At 41.1% G+C, this 20,630-nt stretch carries 17 protein-coding genes and 3 pseudogenes; 8 read left to right on the top strand and 12 right to left on the bottom strand.

Annotation, left to right across the window (positions count from 1 at the left end; translation table 11 throughout):
* Nucleotides 1-41 precede the first annotated feature (41 nt).
* Nucleotides 42-581, bottom strand: a complete 540-nt coding sequence (locus V8V91_RS24805; RefSeq protein WP_373397736.1) for a LysR substrate-binding domain-containing protein — start codon at nucleotides 579-581, stop codon at nucleotides 42-44.
* Entirely contained in the window at nucleotides 527-907 is a 381-nt protein-coding gene (locus tag V8V91_RS24800; RefSeq protein ID WP_373397735.1) for a LysR family transcriptional regulator, read from the bottom strand. The genes V8V91_RS24805 and V8V91_RS24800 overlap by 55 nt, the downstream gene beginning before the upstream one ends.
* A 100-nt stretch (nucleotides 908-1,007) precedes the next feature.
* Here V8V91_RS24800 and hutH point away from each other — a divergent pair, with 100 nt between their 5' ends.
* The 6 genes and pseudogenes from hutH (at nucleotide 1,008) to V8V91_RS24770 (ending at nucleotide 7,938) form a co-directional block, all read left to right on the top strand.
* Nucleotides 1,008-2,573 carry a histidine ammonia-lyase gene (hutH, locus tag V8V91_RS24795; protein WP_373397733.1) on the top strand — a complete coding sequence of 522 codons (1,566 nt, stop codon included), beginning with the start codon at nucleotides 1,008-1,010 and terminating at the stop codon, nucleotides 2,571-2,573.
* Nucleotides 2,574-2,670: 97 nt separating this feature from the next.
* Complete coding sequence (locus tag V8V91_RS24790) at nucleotides 2,671-3,120, top strand: hypothetical protein (protein WP_373397732.1); 450 nt, start codon at nucleotides 2,671-2,673, stop codon at nucleotides 3,118-3,120.
* Nucleotides 3,117-3,836, top strand: a complete 720-nt coding sequence (locus tag V8V91_RS24785) for an amidohydrolase family protein (protein ID WP_373397730.1) — start codon at nucleotides 3,117-3,119, stop codon at nucleotides 3,834-3,836. Before V8V91_RS24790 ends, V8V91_RS24785 begins: the two co-directional genes overlap by 4 nt.
* Before the next feature lie 70 nt (nucleotides 3,837-3,906).
* Nucleotides 3,907-5,904: pseudogene (locus V8V91_RS24780) on the top strand (urocanate hydratase).
* A gap of 6 nt (nucleotides 5,905-5,910) precedes the next feature.
* Nucleotides 5,911-6,873, top strand: a complete 963-nt coding sequence (gene hutG, locus V8V91_RS24775) for a formimidoylglutamase (RefSeq protein WP_373397729.1) — start codon at nucleotides 5,911-5,913, stop codon at nucleotides 6,871-6,873.
* 243 nt (nucleotides 6,874-7,116) lie between these two features.
* Nucleotides 7,117-7,938, top strand: a complete 822-nt coding sequence (locus V8V91_RS24770; RefSeq protein WP_373397728.1) for a mechanosensitive ion channel family protein — start codon at nucleotides 7,117-7,119, stop codon at nucleotides 7,936-7,938.
* A 269-nt stretch (nucleotides 7,939-8,207) separates the two neighbouring features.
* On the opposite strand, the gene araD1 is transcribed toward V8V91_RS24770, so the two are convergent.
* From araD1 to V8V91_RS24755, 3 genes and pseudogenes are all read right to left on the bottom strand, one after another.
* On the bottom strand, nucleotides 8,208-9,098 hold the full coding sequence (gene araD1, locus V8V91_RS24765; RefSeq protein WP_373397727.1) for an AraD1 family protein: 891 nt from the start codon (nucleotides 9,096-9,098) through the stop codon (nucleotides 8,208-8,210).
* A gap of 540 nt (nucleotides 9,099-9,638) precedes the next feature.
* Nucleotides 9,639-12,574 (bottom strand): annotated as a pseudogene (locus tag V8V91_RS24760) (FAD-binding and (Fe-S)-binding domain-containing protein).
* 295 nt (nucleotides 12,575-12,869) lie between these two features.
* On the bottom strand, nucleotides 12,870-13,094 hold the full coding sequence (locus V8V91_RS24755; protein ID WP_373397726.1) for a hypothetical protein: 225 nt from the start codon (nucleotides 13,092-13,094) through the stop codon (nucleotides 12,870-12,872).
* 259 nt (nucleotides 13,095-13,353) lie between these two features.
* Between V8V91_RS24755 and V8V91_RS24750 the strand changes: the two genes are divergently transcribed.
* Both V8V91_RS24750 and V8V91_RS24745 read left to right on the top strand, forming a co-directional pair.
* Nucleotides 13,354-13,713, top strand: coding sequence for a hypothetical protein (locus V8V91_RS24750; RefSeq protein ID WP_373397725.1), 360 nt, complete (start codon nucleotides 13,354-13,356; stop codon nucleotides 13,711-13,713).
* 17 nt (nucleotides 13,714-13,730) lie between these two features.
* On the top strand, nucleotides 13,731-14,123 hold the full coding sequence (locus V8V91_RS24745; RefSeq protein ID WP_373397724.1) for a YdcF family protein: 393 nt from the start codon (nucleotides 13,731-13,733) through the stop codon (nucleotides 14,121-14,123).
* Nucleotides 14,124-14,138: 15 nt separating this feature from the next.
* Here V8V91_RS24745 and V8V91_RS24740 read toward each other — a convergent pair whose 3' ends face one another.
* The 7 genes and pseudogenes from V8V91_RS24740 to V8V91_RS24710 all read right to left on the bottom strand — a co-directional run.
* Nucleotides 14,139-15,440, bottom strand: coding sequence for a type II toxin-antitoxin system HipA family toxin (locus V8V91_RS24740; RefSeq protein ID WP_373397722.1), 1,302 nt, complete (start codon nucleotides 15,438-15,440; stop codon nucleotides 14,139-14,141).
* The gene (locus tag V8V91_RS24735) at nucleotides 15,434-15,769 is read right to left on the bottom strand and encodes a helix-turn-helix domain-containing protein (RefSeq protein ID WP_074223452.1); all 336 of its coding nucleotides are present in this window, start codon (nucleotides 15,767-15,769) and stop codon (nucleotides 15,434-15,436) included. Before V8V91_RS24735 ends, V8V91_RS24740 begins: the two co-directional genes overlap by 7 nt.
* Before the next feature lie 135 nt (nucleotides 15,770-15,904).
* Complete coding sequence (locus tag V8V91_RS24730) at nucleotides 15,905-16,789, bottom strand: DEAD/DEAH box helicase (RefSeq protein ID WP_373397721.1); 885 nt, start codon at nucleotides 16,787-16,789, stop codon at nucleotides 15,905-15,907.
* A complete protein-coding gene (locus tag V8V91_RS24725; protein WP_373397719.1) occupies nucleotides 16,786-17,187 on the bottom strand; it encodes an AAA domain-containing protein in 402 nt (133 codons plus the stop codon). The genes V8V91_RS24730 and V8V91_RS24725 overlap by 4 nt, the downstream gene beginning before the upstream one ends.
* 22 nt (nucleotides 17,188-17,209) lie before the next feature.
* Nucleotides 17,210-19,042, bottom strand: a complete 1,833-nt coding sequence (locus tag V8V91_RS24720) for an AAA domain-containing protein (RefSeq protein ID WP_373397718.1) — start codon at nucleotides 19,040-19,042, stop codon at nucleotides 17,210-17,212.
* A complete protein-coding gene (locus tag V8V91_RS24715) occupies nucleotides 19,015-19,791 on the bottom strand; it encodes a DUF4011 domain-containing protein (RefSeq protein WP_373397717.1) in 777 nt (258 codons plus the stop codon). The genes V8V91_RS24720 and V8V91_RS24715 overlap by 28 nt, the downstream gene beginning before the upstream one ends.
* A pseudogene (locus V8V91_RS24710) lies at nucleotides 19,792-20,592 on the bottom strand (SDR family oxidoreductase); the annotation flags it as partial. It abuts the gene before it with no gap.
* Nucleotides 20,593-20,630 lie beyond the last annotated feature (38 nt).

Below are 20,630 nucleotides of genomic sequence, written 5' to 3'. Positions count from 1 at the left end.
AAATAGAAAACCATCCAGATAAACTATTTAAACTCTCAATCTTAAATCAAAGGCAATACCTGCTTCAAAGCTTGATTTCTATTTCCCGGCTTCCAGATTACTGACAGTTCTGAATATCGATTTGTATTGGGAATTTCCATAAATCTCACGGTTAGATCATAGCCTTCTTTTAGGGAGGTAGGAACTATCGCAATACCCAATCCATTTTCCACCAGTTTGAAAATAGTCAAAGCATGTACAGATTTATGACGGATTTTAGGAGAAAAGCCTGCATCCTTACATATCCCAATGATTTGCTCGTAATAGAAATTGCTGTAATCACTGGAAAACAGGATAAAGGATTCTTCCGAAAACTGTGAAATTGACTTGAATTGGCTTTCGGGAATTGGATGATCAATTGGGACTACCAGTGAAAAAGAATCTTTCATCACCGGTTTCATTTCCAAATTCTCTGCTACTGAAGCCAGTCTAACAAAGCCCAAATCCAACTTATCCTTTTGAATCATCTCCACTTGAGCCGAATTGCTTAGTTCTTCCAAGCTAGTGGTAATGAGCGGGTGATGCTGATTGATTTTGGCCAATAAGTCCGGTAATACTCGATTGGAAGCAGAGCCCAAAAGCCGATTCTCAACTCCCCTACCTTTCCCGAGTCAATCAATTTCAATTGACTCTTGGTAATCTCTAAGTGATTTAGAATAAAATCCACTTCCCCTTTCAAATAGGCCCCGGCAGCAGTCAGTTTTACATGCTTTTGATCTCTTTCCAGTAATTTGATCTGCAGCAAGTCCTCTAATTGTTTGATTTGCCTACTCAAGCCTGGTTGGGATATAAATAATTTTTCAGCCGCCTTCCTAAAGTTTAGCTCCTCTGCAACGGCTTTAAAATAAGTAAGGTGTCGTAATTCCATGATAACTCAAAGTTATCAATATATGATAAAAATGATATCAATAATTATCATATAAATAAAGTATTTTTGTCTAACCCTTTAGAATATAACCCAATACGAAATGAAGACTTTCCGATATGGCATTGATAGGCTTACTTCTTCTTTAGCTTTAAAACTCGCAAGAAAAGAGGTAAAAGGGATTTTGACTGAGGAGACCAAATCCAAAGTGATAAAATCCAGTGAAGCAGTTCAGCAAATTGCAAAGGGAGATAAAGCGGTTTATGGGATCAATACAGGATTTGGTCCACTATGTACCAGCAGGATCTCCGAGTCTGATACCCGAACTCTTCAGGAAAACCTTTTGAAAAGTCATGCAGTAGGACTCGGGGAACCCATTCCTGTAGAAATTTCCAAACTGATGCTAGTGTTGAAGGTGCAGGCGCTTTCACAGGGGTTTTCAGGCATCCAGCTGGCTACTATTGAGCGAATGCTTTGGATGTTGGAAAATGATATGATTCCTGTGGTACCGCTTCAGGGCTCGGTAGGAGCATCAGGAGATCTGGCTCCACTTTCCCATCTCTTCTTACCCTTGATTGGATATGGAAAAGTTCATTTGAAAGGAGCAATCATTTCAGCTGAAAAAGCCCTTCAATCCTATCACCTATCCCCCATACAACTTGGTCCAAAAGAAGGTTTGGCTCTCATCAATGGAACCCAATTTATTGCCGCATTCGGAGTGAAAGTGGTGGATCGATTGCATAATGTACTCACCCATGCTGATATGACAGGCGCCATGATGATTGAAGGATTGATGGGGTCCATTAAACCTTTTTCAGCAGAGCTTCATCAATTGAGACCTTACCCTGGAAATAAACACACTGCACAAACCATTTTACATCTACTCCATGAATCAGAGATCGTGAACTCACATGCGAATTGTGCCAGGGTCCAAGATCCGTATTCATTACGTTGCATGCCCCAGGTACATGGAGCTTCCAGAAATGCCTGGTTACATTTAAGGGATGCCATAGAGACTGAAATCAATTCCGTGACAGACAATCCCGTTGTACTGAATGCAGCACATACGATTAGCGGAGGGAACTTCCATGGGCAGCCCATTGCCTTACCTCTGGATTATGCTTGTCTGGCAGCTTCCGAAATAGGAAACATTGCAGATAGAAGAATTTACTTGTCCATAGAAGGAGATACGCCAGGCGTACCAAAATTACTTCTAAAAGAAACAGGCCTGAATTCAGGTTTGATGATTCCACAATACACTACGGCAGCCTTGGCTTCAGAAAACAAAGGGCTTTGCTTCCCTTCCAGTGCGGACAGTATCCCAACTTCCCTTGGACAAGAAGATCATGTGAGTATGGGATCTATCGGGGCAAGAAAAGCACTTCAGGTAATTGGGAATGTGGAAAAGATTCTTGGAGTGGAACTGTTTTATGCAGCGCAAGCCATGGATTTCCACGCTCCAATGAAATCAGGAAAGATCATGACCGCCATTTATGAGCATGTTCGTACCAAAATTTCTCCAGTGGTCTCTGACCGGGTGATGACCGAGGATATGGAAACTGCGATCGAACTGATTCAGAGTGGAGAGTTAGTGGAAATTGCGAAACAAGTTGCCATTAAAGAAGGCTTGGCATTTGAAACGGAATGGAGTGAATTGTTCACCTATTAAAAAAATTCATTATGAAGAAGCAAAAATTAATAGGTCCCTTTCATCAGTTGTTGACTCTGGATAAACTTCCCTTAAGGGGCCTCTTAAAGACGAAAGCTTGGAAATCGTTCAAGAGGCGGGGATCCTGATTCAGGATGATAAAATTCTAGAAGTTGGAAACTTTGAGGAGTTGAGATCAAAAATCACCTTGGACCAGACCGAACTCCATATTTTGGAAGGGGATTGCGTGGCAGTACCGGGTTGGATCGATTGTCATACCCACATCTGTTTTGGTGGAACCAGAGCCAGAGATTTTGCCATGAGAAATGCAGGGAAATCCTATTTGGAAATAGCCGAGGCGGGAGGAGGAATTTGGGATACTGTTACCCAAACAAGAAAACTAGACCTCATCCAACTTGCGGCGAGCACCACCAAAAATGCCAACCAGCACTTATTGGAAGGCGTGACCACCATTGAAGTAAAAAGCGGATATGGACTAAATCATGAGGAGGAGTTGAAAATGTTAAGGGCAATCAAAGAAGCGAATTCCAAACCCCCGCCGATTTGATTTCCACCTGCTTGGCAGCTCATATGAAACCAAGAGATTTTGAAGGCACGAATGCAGAATACCTGAAGCTAATTGGAGAGACCTTACTTCCTCAAATCAACATAGAACAGCTTTCTAATCGAGTCGATGCATTCATTGAAAAAAGCGCATTCTCTTCGGAGGAAATTGAACCCTATTTCCAAAAAGCTAAAGAATTTGGATTTGATATTACAGTCCATGCTGACCAATTCACGGTTGGAGGGTCTGAAGTCGCCGTAAAATTCCACTCAAAATCTGCCGATCATTTAGAGGCATCGGGAGAACATGAGATTTCTTTGCTTGCCCAATCTGATACCATCGCCGTAGCATTGCCTGGAGCAAGTTTAGGCCTTGGCTGTGATTTTACTCCTGCCAGAAAATTATTGGACCAAGGAGGTTCTTTGGCAATTGCTTCAGACTGGAATCCAGGCTCGGCTCCCATGGGAGATTTAATTACCCAAGCATCTATTCTTGCCACATTCCAAAAGTTAAGCACCGCAGAGGTCTTAGCCGGGATAACGGTACGAGCTGCAGCAACTTTAAACTTATCCGACAGAGGTATTTTAAAACCAGGAATGCTGGCAGACTTTTCCATTTACCCTAGCAGTAATTACCAGGAGATTCTTTACCATCAGGGAAAACTCAAACCTGCACAAGTTTGGAAAAGCGGTCACCGAGTGACTGCTTCAGTAAATTAATCAAAGCACCAAGACCACTCATTTAAGAAAGATTCTTCTTCAATTCAACACATTTAATTTGATCATTCAAATGACTTTCCAAGAGCAAATTTCACAAGGTATCCCTAGCGTTTTACCTTCCAAAAAGGTAAGAAGTGAACAAATCAGTCATGCCCCAAAAAGGAAGGATATTTTAACCGAAGAAGAGAAAAAACTCGCGCTCTCCAATGCGCTCAGGTATTTTCCCAAAGAATGGCATTTCGAGTTAGCAGAAGAATTTTTCGCCGAACTCCAGGAATTTGGGAGAATCTACATGTACCGATTCATGCCGGATTATGAAATGAAAGCAAGACCCATCCGTGAATATCCTGCCAAGTCAAATCAAGCTGCTGCGATGATGCTGATGATCCAAAATAATTTAGATCCAGCTGTCGCACAACATCCCGAGGAGTTGATCACCTACGGTGGAAACGGAGCTGTCTTTCAAAACTGGGCTCAATATTTACTGGTCATGAAATATTTATCGGAAATGACAGAAGAGCAAACACTCCATGTCTATTCCGGGCACCCGATGGGACTATTCCCTTCTTCCAAGGAAGCTCCAAGGGTGATTGTTACCAATGGAATGATGATTCCTAACTATTCAAAACCTGATGATTGGGAAAAATTCAATGCTCTAGGGGTTACACAATATGGACAAATGACTGCAGGCTCTTACATGTATATTGGTCCACAGGGAATCGTACATGGAACCACCATCACCGTGATGAATGCCTTCCGTAAAAAACTGGGTGCTGGCAAATCCCCAAAAGGGAAACTATTTTTGACTGCAGGCCTTGGAGGCATGAGCGGCGCACAGCCCAAAGCAGGAAATATCGCAGGATGTATTACCATCTGTGCAGAAGTCAATCCTGCTGCTGCCAAAAAAGGCATGAGCAAGGGTGGGTAGATGAGTTGGTCGAAAACCTGGATGAATTGGTTCTCAGAACCCAACTGGCCAAAGCCAATGAAGAAGTAGTTTCTATCGCCTACCTGGGCAATGTGGTAGATGTTTGGGAAAGATTTGATCAGGAAAATGTTTTTGTGGAAATAGGTTCGGATCAAACCTCATTACATAACCCTTGGGCTGGAGGTTACTATCCTGTAGGTTTATCTTTTGAGGAGTCTAATCGAATGATGGCCGAAGATCCTGAATTATTTAAAGAGAAGGTTCAGAAAACCTTGAGAAGACATGCCTCTTCTATCAATAACCATTCGAAAAAAGGAACCTACTTTTTGATTATGGAAATGCGTTTCTATTAGAAGCCTCCAGGGCTGGGGCTGATATCATGGCTGAGAACGGCATAGACTTCCGATATCCAAGTTACGTTCAGGATATCCTTGGACCGATGTGTTTTGATTATGGTTTTGGACCCTTTCGGTGGGTATGTACATCCGGGAACCCTGAAGACTTATCCAAAACAGATCAAATTGCAGCAAAAGTCCTAAAAGAAATCATGCAAAATTCCCCTGCATCCATACAGCAGCAAATGCAGGACAACATCACTTGGATCGAAGAGGCAGAAAATAATCGATTGGTAGTGGGTTCCCAGGCCAGGATTCTATATGCAGATGCAGAAGGAAGAGCAAAAATTGCGAAAGCGTTTAATGAAGCCATTGAATCCGGTGAAATCTCTGCTCCAATCGTACTTGGAAGAGATCACCATGATGTCAGCGGCACAGATTCTCCATATCGAGAAACCAGCAATATCTATGATGGGAGTAAGTTTACTGCGGATATGGCGATTCACAATGTGATTGGGGATAGTTTTAGAGGTGCTACTTGGGTCTCCATTCATAACGGAGGCGGTGTAGGTTGGGGGAAGTCATCAACGGTGGATTTGGGATGGTCCTCGATGGCTCGAAAGAAGCAGAAAGGAAATTGAATTCCATGCTTTTTTATGATGTCAATAATGGAATTGCCAGAAGAGCTTGGGCTAGGAATTCAGGTTCACTAGAAGCCATTCAAAGAGAAATGGAAAGGACCCCAAATTTAAAAGTAACCCTCCCAAATCTGGTAGATCCTATTATTTTGGATAAATTGCTATAAAAAAAGATGGGGCAAATTCACCAAAATCCAGAAACTTCCAATTGGTATGGTAGGAAATCCAATTCGATTGAATATTGGCATCAAGCCAGTATTTCAGTAAATGACCTCCAGTTGGATACCAATACCGAAAAGCCAAAAGTAGGAATCCTTGGTTATGCCAGCGAAGAAGGGGTCAATAGAAACCAAGGTAGGTTAGGAACGAAAGCAGGGCCAAAAGCCATCCGGAATATGATGGGGAGTCTAGCTTTTCACCTTCCCGAGCAAACCAGGGTTTTTGACTATGGTGATGTCATTACTCATAACTCGGACATGGAATCTAGCCATGACCTCATTTCTACAACCGTAGCCAAACTCTTGGAAACCAATCATTTTCCTGTTCTATTGGGCGGTGGGCATGATTTAGCACTGGCCCATGCAAGAGGCGTCTATCATTACCTCAAATCCAAGGGTGAAAAGCTGGGCATTATCAATTTGGATGCTCATTTCGACTTGAGACCATTAAACAATGGGAAAGGACATTCAGGATCCCCTTTCTTCCAACTTGCTGAGGAATTTAAAGATGATTTTCACTATCTGTGCTTAGGGATTCAGCGCTCCGTGAATCCAAAGTCACTTTTTGAAACTGCGGAAAGATCGAACTCACAATGGATGGTCATGGAGGATTTTCGGCTAAATAACTGGGAAGTCATCCAAGAGAAAATCTTATGGTTTTTGGATTCCAAAGATAAAATCTATCTCACGGTAGACATGGATGGCTTTGCTTCGGCCTATGCTCCAGGGGTCTCAGCACCATCCCCAATGGGATTCGAACCGGACTTTGCCTTCAAAGTATTCGAATTAATCACCAAAAGTAAGAAAGTCATATCCATGGATGTGGTAGAGCTCAACCCGAATTTTGACTTGGATCATGCCACTGCCAGACTTGCCGCAAGGTGTGCGGAATATGTAGTAAGAAAAGTATTTTCTTAAGTCCGAAAGACAGCATGTATTTTATTGGCAAAACCAAAAACATCCAAAATTAAAAAACCAACCAAAACCAATTTAACAGAACCAATAATATTTATCATCTAATTAAGACAAAGATCCAATTCTTATTTTTTTAAAATTTTTGTTTTCACTAAACTATTTTTTCCCCAAATTATAGGTACTCTTTTTATGTTTTCATTTTCATACAGGTCAAATACGTTCCTGTTCACATAAACCTTTCTAATTATGGAATTCGATTTTGAGAAAATTTTGGACATGGTATACCTCTATGCCCCTAAGGTTTTGGGTGCCATTTTAACCTTGCTCATCGGCTTTTGGATTGCAGGTATTTTCGCAGGAAAAATCAAAAAATCGCTGGCAAAAAGTAATGTTGACAAGTCGCTAGCCCCTTTTCTATCTTCCTTGATCGGCATCTCATTAAGGCTTTTAGTCATTTTGAGTGCAGCATCAATGTTTGGGTTTAACGTCACTTCATTCATTGCCATTTTTAGTGCATTAGCCTTTGCTATTGGCTTGGCTCTTCAAGGAAACCTTGGACACATGGCCGCGGGGATTCTAATTTTATTCTTTAGACCTTTCAAAGTAGGTGATTTCATCGTAACCAATGGTTACTCTGGAACGGTCCGGGAAATTCAGATTTTCAACACTATTCTCACCACACTGGACAACCGGGTCATTATCATACCCAATGGAGCGATATCCTCTAATCCTTTGGAAAATTTGACATCCAACCCAGAAAGAAAAGTACCGATGACATTTGGGATCAGCTATGAGGCTGATATTGATAAAGCGAGAAGTATCATCGAAAAAGTTGCTGCCAGTTGTGAATTTATAGATCATTCCCAACCAGTAGATATTCTTGTTTCGGAGTTAGGCGATTCCTCTGTAAACTTTGCCGTAAGACCTTGGTGCAAAACTGAAGATTACTGGAATGTCCATTTTTTCATGCAGGAGCATATTAAAAAATCCTTTGATGCAGCAAATATCGGAATTCCATTTCCTCAACGAGATGTTCATCATTATTATCCAGAAGGAAATAAAGGATGATTTTATTCCAATTTTAAATATTAATCAACCAAGACTGGACTTCGAGAGAAGATCCAGTCTTTTTTATTGCGGGTGGGAAACTCAGGTTTCCTAAACTAATTAGTTCAATTTTGAATAAACTGAGAATCTTCCAAATCTTAGAAGTTAGAATATTTGATTCACTCGGATAAACTCCTCTTTTTCCCCTGAAACCTTAATTGGATTAACTAAAGGACGCCCCATTCCTTCCCATTCTACTTTCATTTGATCGCCTGTTTGCAAATTAATTCCTACACCAAAACTAAATGAGCCTGTTCCAAAAAATGAACATGCCCTTGAAGTGGTAGACGATGATCTGGATATTTGAAATGATGATACTCCAAATTTGTCAAAGTATGGGCCATATTTTCCTCTCCTGTCTTAATAGCTGCCGACCATAGTTCTTCCTCTCCTCGAGAAATACTAACCTTCCCACTCAGGTTCGAAAAATCATCTTTAAGAACCAATTCAGGTCCAATAGAGCAGTTGCGTAATTTGGAAGGTGCCAAGTAGAGGTAATTTTTCTTTTCCATCACATGATCTGAAAACTCATTTCCAGTAGTAAAGCCAATTCGAACCGGCTGCCCTTTTCTGTCCACAAGGTAAATCCCAGCTATTTCTGGTTCCTCTCCACCATCATTTCCAAAAGCGGGAACTGTCAAAGGCTCCCCATTCGCTTTGAGAATAGAACCAGTTCCTTTATAAAACCATTCTGGCTGTACCCCTATTTTTCCATCTTCTGGCTTCCCTCCTTCAACTCCCCACTGATAAACAATCATACTGTCAGTTAAGGAATTTCCTGACTCGCTTAGATGCATGACATTCCTGTTCATTGCGCTGCTGAGATGCGTAAGACCTGTTCCTGACACGATACAGTGCGAAGGATTGTCAGGATTATCAAAAGAAGGGAGCAATTTCCACTCGCTTTTTCCAGAATAAATAGCATCGTAGTCAAGTTGTTCCTCAGAAATTAATTGATCCAAGAGAAAATGAATAGATACTTCTTTGTCCAGAGCCTGCAATGTCAATTGATATACACTTGTAACATCGTTCAACAAAATCAGATAAGGCTCTTTAACTACGCCAACTTTTCTTCCCATCTCGGGATGGATTAACTGTACTAGTCGTGTATACTCTTTCATTCTCAATTCAATTAAAATAGATACTTCAGAATCAATTCAAAAATCCCATTTACCTAGTTAGGCTAAGATACCCAAAATCAAAAAATCAGAAAAACAGGAAGTCAAAACTGGATATATAAAGGTAACAAAATGGCCAGATCCCTGATATGAATTTCCAAATGGCTCAATTAAAACAAATTATCTCCATTTAATAAAGAAACTAAATCCGATATATCATTAAATCTTAATTGAGTTTTTCAATTAGGTGCCATTAGCATGATGAAATAAGGGAACGAAGCAAATAATAGTAGGGCAACATCAGCTTTGTTGGGTGATAAAAGTCCATTCCCTGGCATTTTTTGACTGAATACCAAACTTCTTAGACTTCTCCCCGGTAATAGGGTTCATGATGAATTTGGAAAAATTCAGTTAATACCATTTAGAAATCCTTTGTCAGCTTCAGTAATTGGCCTCTTCACTTCTCCTTGACAATAAAAAGTAAGTATGCCAAGAACAAGAAATGGGAAGAAAAACATTTGCTTCATACAATTTTGAAATGATTTAACATACAGCAGCTTCCCATAAAATCTCCACTGGGTGTAAAGCTTTCCTTCCGGTTCCATCTGCAATCTGATGTCTGCATGAAGTACCGGGCGCAGCGATGATGGTTTCCGAATCAGCTTTTCTCACTGCTGGAAACAATACCAATTCTCCCACTTGCTGAGAAACTTCATAATGCTCTGCTTCATAACCAAAGCTTCCAGCCATCCCACAGCAACCACTAGGTATGGTCTCCACTGTATAATTCGCAGGAAGCGACAATATTTTTTGGGTCCAAAGTACCGATGAAAGTGCTTTTTGGTGACAATGCCCATGAAGCTTAATCTGCTTATTTTCGGAAGTAAAAGAATCCGATTTGATATTTCCAGCAGCTGCTTCCTGAGCCAAAAACTCATCGATTAACTTCACATGAAATTTTAACTTTTTGGCAGATTCTACCAACTCCTTCCCAACAAGGCGGGGGTATTCATCTCTAAAACTCAAAATTGCCGAAGGTTCCAGACCTATCAAAGGAGTAGTTCCATCAATCAAGTTGGCAAACACTTTCACATTGGCTTCTGCATGCTTTTTAGCTTTTGGTAATAATCCTTTCGAAATAGCAGATCGTCCACTTTCCTGATGATCTACGAGTTTCACATCATATCCCAGCTTTTTCAATAGTGAAATTGCTTTGATGCCAATTTGGGTATCATTATGATTAGTAAACTCATCCACAAAAAAATAGATGGATTTAATGGTTTGTTTTGCTCCTGGTAAAGCCTGATAATTCTTTTTGTACCACTTCCTGAGACTCTGATTGCTGATGGCAGGAAGATTTCGTGTGGGAGCAACCCCCAATACAGATTTCATCAATCCTCCCGTAAGACTGTTACTTAAAAAGAAATTAGCAATTCCAGGAACCAAGGATCCCAATTCATTCAGTTCATTGATATGGGCAAAAGCTTTAGACCGTAAAGGGACTCCATTAGCTTGTTGGTATTGATATTGAAATTCCGCTTTTAAGCTAGCCATGTCCACATTCGAAGGACATTCGGAGGTACAACCTTTACAAGAAAGACATAAGTCCATGGCTTCCTTGATTTCAGGATGATCAAAGGCATTTTCTTTTTTATCCATGGTCAAAAACTCCCTCAAGGTATTGGCCCGCCCTCGCGTGGTATCCCGCTCATTTCGGGTGGCCATATAACTGGGGCACATGGTGCCTCCCGATCCCGGTAATTTCCTGCAGTCACCTGAGCCATTGCATTTTTCTGCCATACGAAGGATCCCTCCTACATTGGAAAAGTCCATCAAAGTTGGATGCTCCGGAGTTTTAGAATCTGGCTCATATCGAAGGAATTTATTCATTGGAGCTGCATCCACTATTTTCCCAGGATTGAAAATATTTTGAGGATCCCAAGTGAATTTCAAACGGCGAAACAACTGGTAATTTTTCTCTCCTACCATCAAAGGAATAAAAGCAGCCCGAACCCTTCCATCTCCATGTTCCCCGCTCAGAGAGCCTTGGTACTTTTTCACTAACTCGGCAGACGCTTTTGAAATCTGATAGAACTCCTCCACATCTTTAGATTTTTTCAAATCCAAGATGGGCCTCAAGTGAATTTCCCCTGCTCCGGCATGGGCGTAATGAACTGGCTTTTGGTTAAAGCCTTCCATCATCTCATCCACTTCATCGATGTAATCCGCCAAATCCTCAATATCCACCGCAGTATCTTCAATACAAGCCACTGCTTTGGGATCCCCGGAATATTGGCCAATAATCCCAATCCTGCCGAACGCAATGCCCAAGCAGCAGAAACCATGGCTGGCTCGATAATAGGATAGGCATACCCGATCCCTTTTTGTTGAAAATCCTCCACTAACTTCCTCCCCTTTTCCATAGCTTCCTCCAATGTTTTACCTCGGAATTCTACCATTAAAAGCGCTTCAGGATCCCCTTCTACGAAATATCGATTTTTGGAATATTCAATACTCTCTTTGGTACAGTCCAAAATGATTTTATCCATCAATTCCACTGCAGTGGCCGGATGTTTCATGGCTGTTTGGGACGCAACCATACTTTCATGAATCGTCTCAAAATGAGCAGCCACCACAATTTCAATTGGGTCAGGCAGAGGATCTAAACTGATTTTGATCTCCGTTGTAAATGCCAAAGTCCCTTCCGATCCCGAAAGAAGTTTACAGAAATTAAACTGCTCTTCTCCTTCAAAAACTTCCGATTTGAGCAATTCATCCACTGCATATCCTGTATTTCTTCGATGGATGGATTTTTTTGGAAACTGGGCATGAATTTCTTCTCTTGCTGCTGGGTCGCTTAATTCCTCTTTAATTTTTTTATAAATAGCCCCTTCTAGCGTGTCCAGTTGGGTCTTTTGTGCAAATTCTTCCTTGCTCAATGCCTCAAATTTCACAGGATTGCCATCGCTTAGAATGGTATGCAGAGAAATCACTTTATCTCTGGTGACCCCATAGACAATGGAGGTAGTTCCAGAGGAATTATTCCCCACCATCCCACCAATCATTGCTCTGTTAGCGGTAGAAGTTATGGGACTAAAGAAAAGGCCATGAGGTTTTAAAAATCTATTGAGTTCATCTCTTACGACCCCAGGTTGCACTCTAACCCATTTTTCCTCCATATTAAGCTCCAAGATTTGCGTAAAGTGTTTGGACACATCCACGACTATTCCATTTCCTACACATTGACCGGACAGAGAGGTTCCTGCAGTTCGGGGTATTAAGGAAGTCCCATTCACAGAAGCAAATCGGATCAACTTCTGGATATCTGATTCAGTTTTGGGAAAAGCTACTGCCAATGGCATCTCTCGATAAACGGAAGCATCGGTAGCATAAAGGGTCTTTGTCAGAGAATCGAATTGCAAGGTTCCTTCCAATTGGGAAGAAAGCTCCTGCAGTAAAGGAAATAGGTTTGAACTCATGCCCAAAAATAACCCGATGAGATGGATTTAAAGAAAAGTTGGGAAAAGAATTTTTAATGATCAATGTACAATATGCAATGCTCAAATTTGAAAGCATAACAACTTGATGCTCTGAAGCTCTACACTTCTAAAAATTGAGGAGAATTCAAGCATCCTTTTTGAAAGTCTCTTTACTCTTAGCTATATCTCCATTTGGGAAAATCATTCTTAACTCTAGTTCATTTTCCCTCCCATTCAATTTTATTAAATAGTTGTAAGTATAAATTTTATCGTAATCAAAAATCCGAAGGGTATCTCAAATGATCAGCCACTTCCCCTTTTTTGAAACAACTTCCTTTTTCCTCGGATTAACATCGGTCCAATAAACTGTATCTTTCTTGAATTCATAATAAGCATTATTCAAATAAAGCTCGTTCACTTCAATTATCTCATCCTGCTGGGCTTTTGGTGTGGCCTTAAATGCTGCAGAATTCACCAAATTGTATTTTGCCTCTGCAAAGGTTAAAGTCCACTTAACCAATAGAGCACTAGGATCAAATAATAGGAACAGAAAAATAAAAATCTCATAGTTTTTTTAATTAAAAGTCACAATACCAACTCATTTAAAGTTAGTTATAACTTGAACAACTTAATAAAACATCGAAGAATAGTTAATTACTACAATTAACTAACTACTCAAACAACGTATTCCTTCATATTACCTTGAGAGAACTTTTAAAATTGAATTTGAAAATTGAAACTTTCCATCCTTTCTTTACAACAAACACTTAAACCAATTCATGTTTTTCTATCTCTCCCAATTCTTGAGTTTTTTGGCAATGCCTTTGACCATTATCTCTTTGCTCATTGTAGTTGGGGCAATTTATTTCCGACGAAAATGGGGCAAAAGGAGCCTTTGGGCTGGAATCCTATTGCTCTGGTTTTTCTCCAACCAATTTATTGCAAACCAAGCCATGTTGGCCTGGGAACCGGAATTCAAGGAATTCGATGAAGTGAAACCCCATGAATACGGAATTGTCCTGACCGGGGTCACCAACTTGAGTAAAACAGCATACGATCGAACATTCTTTAATAAAGGGGCAGATCGGATTACCCATGCCCTCCAACTTTACCGCATGGGTAAAATCAAAAAATCCTGATTACCGGTGGCCAGGGCTTGAATCCGGTCAACCCCCAATCAGAAGCAGAATTATTACAACGATTTCTGTTGATGACCGGAGTGCCACCTGAAGATGTATTAATGGAAGACAAAGCAAAAAACACCGCACAAAGTGCGCAGTTTACCAAAGCTTTTCTAGAGGAAAATAAAATCGATACCAATCAGGAGTTTTTACTGATCACCTCGGCATTTCATATGTTCCGCTCTAAAGGCTGTTTCGATAAAGTAGGATTGAAAACTGAAACTTTCCCCACTGATTATTACAGTTATGATGTAACATTCAGCTTTCCTACACTGGTTTACCCTAGCCCCTCTTCCCTCGAAAACTGGCACAAATTGGTGAAGGAATGGATGGGTATTACAGTCTATAAATTGGTAGGATATATCTAGGCTCAAAGGGAAGAGTCAAACCAAGAGCGTTTTCTTGATTCCTGATTTTAATTGCTCCTCCACCCCTACTTGAGCAGCAAACTCCTCCCAACGCCGGATGGCGGCAGTAACTTTAGCAATTTTCTCCTCGGGCTTTTTGATATTCATCTTTCGGGCTACCTCCAAAAAATCTGTTTCAGAAATCCCCTCTCTTTTTCCATTCACTGTTAATGACTGGGTACTTACCCACATGCTTCCAGGACGGTAGGCATGGCAAATATCATAAGCTGGAGACAATGTCCATTTTCCTTTCTGATCCATTAGGAATGCAAAATTCTTGGTATGGTCATCACAATTTCTTGCCAAAACATTAAATACCATTCGGATGAACATCTGCTCTGCTTCTGGATAGGTGCATCGAAGCATCCTCATGGTTTCAAACACCTGTTCGTAGCTAAACTCTCCTACCCTATTGAAATCAAAATGGCGGATACCACAGAGGCTTTGCATGTGGATCTTTTGACCGTCATTCGTTCGATCAAATCGCTTGGTCATAAAGTGAGCCCTTCCATTTTCTTCCAAGAGCTGACATTCGTTCATTTCTATTCCCGCTTCCAAAGCCATTAAATAATAGGCCATTTCTACCCTGCCATATCCTACTGTCACTCCAAATTGAGAATCATGCACACCGTCAAACTTGATAATCCAATAGGAAAACCCTTTGGGAGCTTTGACCTGCCCACTTTTTACGGCTCCCGTCTTGGGATTATAAGCAATGACTGCTTTTGCCCTAGCCCCTCCGGCAGAGGTCCCTATTTTTAGGATATCCGCTAAAGCTGACTGTTCCTGGCTACTGAGCTCCGATTCGAACCCTGCCCTTGCATTCAATATTTTTCCGGCAATTTGGACCAGACTGTCTACTTCTAGGTTCGTGGCCCTACGTACCTCTGTTCTCAAGGACGGCTTGATTTCCAAGGCGCCAACGCCTCGCTTTCCGATAAAACATAACTGCTCCACCGGGTTGAGACTATTTGCTGGTCGACCATTCTGTTGCAACCAGGTATTGATTAACTGGTTTCCGTATTTATCAGGAAGCATATCGGCCAATAATCCTGGCAGTCCCTTAAACGTATCGAATACATCTCCCCTGGATTTCCTTAATTCCGGAAATGAAAAAACCCTCCTTCCTTGGGCCAAAGGCATTTTGATTGGAGATAAATCCAAGCCCGAACGGAGGAAGTCTTGATTAAACTCAAAGCTCCCTACCTGCTGGCGTCCATCCCAAAGTACCGCCCCTGCCAATTGATCCCAAATCCATATTTCTGCTGCTACTACCATTCTGATGGAGGATTTTCTGCTGCTTTATCCGAATTACGAACTCGTTGCCGTTCATGCTTTTTTTGAAGCTTGATGTAGTCCATGGGACTGATGGTGTTTTTCAGTTCAAAAGCTTCCAACCATTGCAATTGATCCAATACACGTAGCACTTGAATCATGGTGATCAGATTGACCTTCTCCCCTCTCTCCAATAAGCTTAAGGTAGATCGACTGATCCCGGCTTCCGAGGAAAGCTGATCTTGGGATTTATTTTGAGCAATACGCTCCGCTTTTACAAAGTCTCCTATCTGCTGGAGAATCTGAATATCGGTTTTAGTTTTATAATCCATGACTTGAAAATCATTCACTAACCATAAATATAGAAAATAACGAATGATAAATCATACAAATTATATTTGATTTTTGAATGATAAATCATTCATAATAATTTAATAACGCACTTAACGAATGATTTATCATACAATTTATTTGAAAAATTCTTCTCTGCTCCATTTCCAATCCCATTTCCAGCCTTTTTGTTCCAATAAAATCGGATGATAGGTCATCGCTGCTTTCGCGGAGCTCGCATTAAAAAATCGTTGATCATCTGTGAGAATCGCCTTCCACTGACCATCACTTTCCTGTTGGATCAAATCCATCACGGAAGAAGGAACTGAATCCGTAAAAGAAGCATCTTGCTTCAACAAGCGTTTCTTCAAACTCCAGTCCACCTCAAAACCTACACGTTGAACCTCGGGAGCCTGAACTCCTGGGCTTTTCGCTTGTCCCTGAACAAAAAGTAAAAAGGTTCTCAACAAAGACAAACCGGGGTTTTGGAGATGAGAGGGTCGAAAATCGATTGGCTCCAGACTGCTGATGACGTGCATTTTTTTCCTGGCCCTACTGATGGCCACATTCAGGCGGTTTTCAGCACCAGACTTCCCGAGTAATCCGAAATTGGTTACCAACCTCCCTTCCCTGTTAGGAGCATAGCCCAAAGAAAGGATAACCTGGTCAAATTCATCTCCCTGTACATTTTCGATATTTCGAACCTTGATCCCTTTATCCTGCACCCCCAAACTCCAAAGTCCTTCCCGAATCAACTCCATCTGGAAATAATTGCCCGTCACCACCCCAACGGTGTCTTGAGGATAATTCAACACTACATCTTTTACTTTTTCCAATACCGCTTCGGCTTCCAGTCTATTGATTTGATTTTCCCATATACCTTCTACTTTTTCCCAGGTAAATGCTGCATGTTTGGATCTAACTGTAGCATAATCAGGCAAAGTTTCTAGTAGATTTTCATAGAAATGTGAATTGGAAAAATGGATTAATGCCGGATCCGTAGATCTGTAATGCCCTTTCAACTGTCGCTTTTCAAAAAATATCCAGCCAGTTCCAGCAATGATTCCGATTCAAAAGCCACTCCCTCCTCCTCTGAGTCCCATTTGACTTGGTAGAAATCAGAAGGCCTTAACTGCTTGGAATCCCCAGCAATTACTACCTGCTTTCCTCTTAGCATCGCCGGCAGCCCTCTCTCCACTTGGCATTGCGAGGCTTCATCAAATATTACCAAATCAAATATGCCTTGGGAAATATCCTGGGTTGGAAATACCGCTGAGACCGTTTCGGGACTGGCCAACCAACAAGGCAAGACACGGAATACCTCCTCTCCCAACTCACTGATCAATTTCCGAACTGGCCATTTTTGACGCTTCTTATTGACTTGATGTGCTAATTCCCGATAGGTTACCCGGTTCCCCAATCGATTAAACTCAAGACCGAACTCATATGCTCCCGAAGCCGGAGCAAAGCCACATCTTTGGCCATTGCTCTTTTTCCAAAATCGCAGTTTTCAGTTCCTGCATTTCATAGAATAGTTTCATGCCACCTGCCTCAACAAGAACTGGATTCCTTTTCTCGATTTCTGAAATCCAACTAGAATACCAGGCGCTCTCAAACACCTCAACCTGAAACTCAGTATCAACATTTGGATACTCCCTCTGTAAATTTTCGGCAATTTTCCTTTTCGATAGCTCCCAGTTTTCTAAAAATTGATCAAATGCCTTCAACTCGGATAATTCCTGAAATAAATTCGCATGAGGAACTTTCTGCCCGAACAAAACCTCTCCGATTTGCCAAGGAGAAAAATACATTTTCCAGGACAGCATTTGTTTTTCAAAGCTGTGGACCTTCCTCAGTACCTGTTTTAGAAAGATGGAAAGCTCTTCAGGCTTCTTTTCAAATTTTCTCCAATTGTGGAAGGATTCTAACACCGGAATAGTTATCCATAATTCTTCCCAATAGCGTAGTTCATTCAATTCCTTTTGGTGCTTTTCTAAACTTTCTAAGGAGAGGTTCAGTGTTGAAAAACCAGGAAGAGCAGTAATTTCAGATGCCATGTCGGCTAATTGATCCAATTCATTCAACAACACTCTTAGGTTTTGAAGATTGAATTTCAATCCATTTTGGTCTAACCAAGCAGCAATGTTTGCATACTTACCCTTTGCAAAATAAAGCATCCATCGATCCTTCCAATGTTGAAGCTTCTCTTTTAACATGACAGACTCCTCCATTACGGCAGGCAAATTTTCTGGCAGATTAAGGGAGAGGGAATCCAATCGGGTTTTTGATAATCTGGACCATTCCTGAATCTTTTTCAGTTCCTTTTTCCTTTTTGGAAATAGCATCAATTCCAATGCAAGTGATGGATTTCCCAACTGGTCGAAAACTTCAATCAATTGTTCCAGCTTATCTGAAATGGCATCATTCTCCAACATGTATTTCAGTAGCCCCTCCCAGTTTGTCTGATCAAAATGCGCTGGTATATTTTCCGTATCAAAATTTTCCAGTGATACCAAGATTTCCTGAACAGAAGCGAAATGTTGAGAATCAACATGAGCAAAAGAGTTTCTACGCTCCCAAAAGCTCGAGGTGAATTTTTCTGAATAGGATTTAAAAATTCGAAACTCTCTTTTAAATTGATTGGCTTCCTCCCAGTTCAATTGAAGCAGTCCAGTATCATGGCGCATTCTTGGGCTACCGGGACCTTCAGATTTCAAATACATGGCCTTGATGGGCAATCCCGCCTGACTACTATCCAGTAAACTCTCCCTTAAATCTTCAAATTTGGAAGAAAGTGATTCAATCGTTTTGGACCGAAGTGAAATTTCCCTCTCCAAATGCATGGAGTCAATCCCTCGGTTTAATTCCTGGTACTGTTCTATAGCATCAATCTGCTTTTTGATTTTTGCGAAGAGTCTTTTTTGATCGGCTCTATAATCATGGACCAAGGCCAAGAACTCTCCAAAACCTGCCTTTTGCATTCGCTCATACACCACATCCAATGCCGCTCGTTTTTGGGAAACCACCAATACTTTTTTTCCTCTGGAAATGTAATCTGAAACCAAATTCGCAATGAGTTGGGATTTCCCTGTTCCCGGAGGACCCTCTACCACCAGACTTTTCCCCTTCCGCACGGAATGTAATACCTGCTCCTGCGAAGAATCCAAAGGAAAAACCGGAAACAGGTTCGACTCCTTAGGATTAGACAATTCAGCACCCAATGCAAAGAACTCCTGAAACACCTGTTCTAAATCCCGGTTTCCATAATGCTCCAATAGGTATTCATATTCCTTAAACAGAAAACTTTCTTTTGCCCATATTGCCCAAGCAGAGCATAGTTTTTCAAACTGATTTTTCCATCCCTGAATTGATCTTGGTCCAAAGACTTCTGGGAATTTGGGAAAAGCTGAATCTTGTCTTCAAAAAGTGCAGAATGAAGTTGAATAGAGAATGTATCCTGGATCAATTTGGACAGGCCAGTTCTAAATTCCACAGGATCATTAGAAAGAGAGTTTAATTGTTCCTCCAGTTTTTCAACCTCCAATTCATGTTGGTAAGCCAGTTGATAAGCCAATAAAAATGCAGGATTGATCTGCCACTCGCCTTGAATGCGGAGGTTCCATTGTTCTTTTTCTTTCCGAATGGCTACCGGATGTATCAGTAATGGTGCTCTAAGCACCTGGCCATTCATTAGCTTGCCTTCTACAAAAAGCCAAGAAATAGCCAAGGTATGCTCCCCGGTTTCCTCTTGGGTCAACTGGTCACGAAACTGTAATTTGGAGAGTGCTTTGGAAAGTTGGTTGCTGGAAGTTTGTCGAGGGTCAGCTATTGGAATAAGAAAAATAGATTTCCTTCCTTGTATTGCTTTTCTTATGATCTCAAAGGCTGGTTCCCCATTTAGGAAATCAAATTCCTGAAGATCTAGAAATCCACTTCCCTCAACTTTGGGGATATACAGCGACTTGTTCTTTGAAGACAAGTCAGTCAATCTATTCAGGTAATTTTGAAAGATCGATTCCCCCATTTATTTAAAAGGCGAATCTGGTTCCTTGGCCATTTCCCTATAAACCATGCCATCCATGATTCCCGGAATCCACTTATTTAAAAATACGGCAAGTTTACCTTGGGTGGTTAAGACTAAATCCCTTTTCCGCTTTTTGGTAGCTTTCAAAATAGCATCTGCCACATCTTCTGGGGACATCATATTTGATTCATCTCTGGGTGATTCACCTTGAGAAGCCCCATGGGCCGTAAGTGCATTGTTACGAATATTGGAAGCAGTAAATCCCGGAGACGCAACCAAAACATGGACTCCGTTATGCATGACTTCCGTTCTAAGCGATTCAAAAAATCCATTCATCGCGTATTTACTAGCCGTATATGCAGTTCTGGCAGGAGTTCCTCTAAATCCATTAATGGAAGAAATCCCAACGATAGAACCTTTGTTTTCCATAATAGAAGGTAAACAATATTTTGTTGCGTAGATAGTTCCCCAAAAATTGGTATCCATCACCTTCTTAAACACATCCAAATCCAGATCCTGAAATAAGGCACGCATGGAAATCCCTGCATTATTGATCAAAATATCAATCCTACCATAGACCGCTAGTACTTCATCAGCCATTTTTTGGTTATCTGATTCAGAAGCAGCATCCGCCAAAATTGCCAAAACTTCAATTCCTGCTTCTTCGAGGATTTCTCTTTCAACCGCTAATTTCTCAGCATTTCTGCCTGTAATAGCAATTTTTGCGCCTTCTCGACCAAATGCATACGCGCAAGCAGCACCAATTCCTGAAGTTGCTCCTGTAATTACGACGACTTTTTCTTAAATTCCATGGGTTTACGATCTTACAAAGATAGTCA

The sequence above is a fragment of the Algoriphagus halophilus genome (assembly GCF_041729275.1).
GTDB classification, from domain to species: Bacteria; Bacteroidota; Bacteroidia; order Cytophagales; family Cyclobacteriaceae; genus Algoriphagus; species Algoriphagus halophilus_A.
This window is presented reverse-complemented; position numbering and strand designations above follow the sequence as displayed.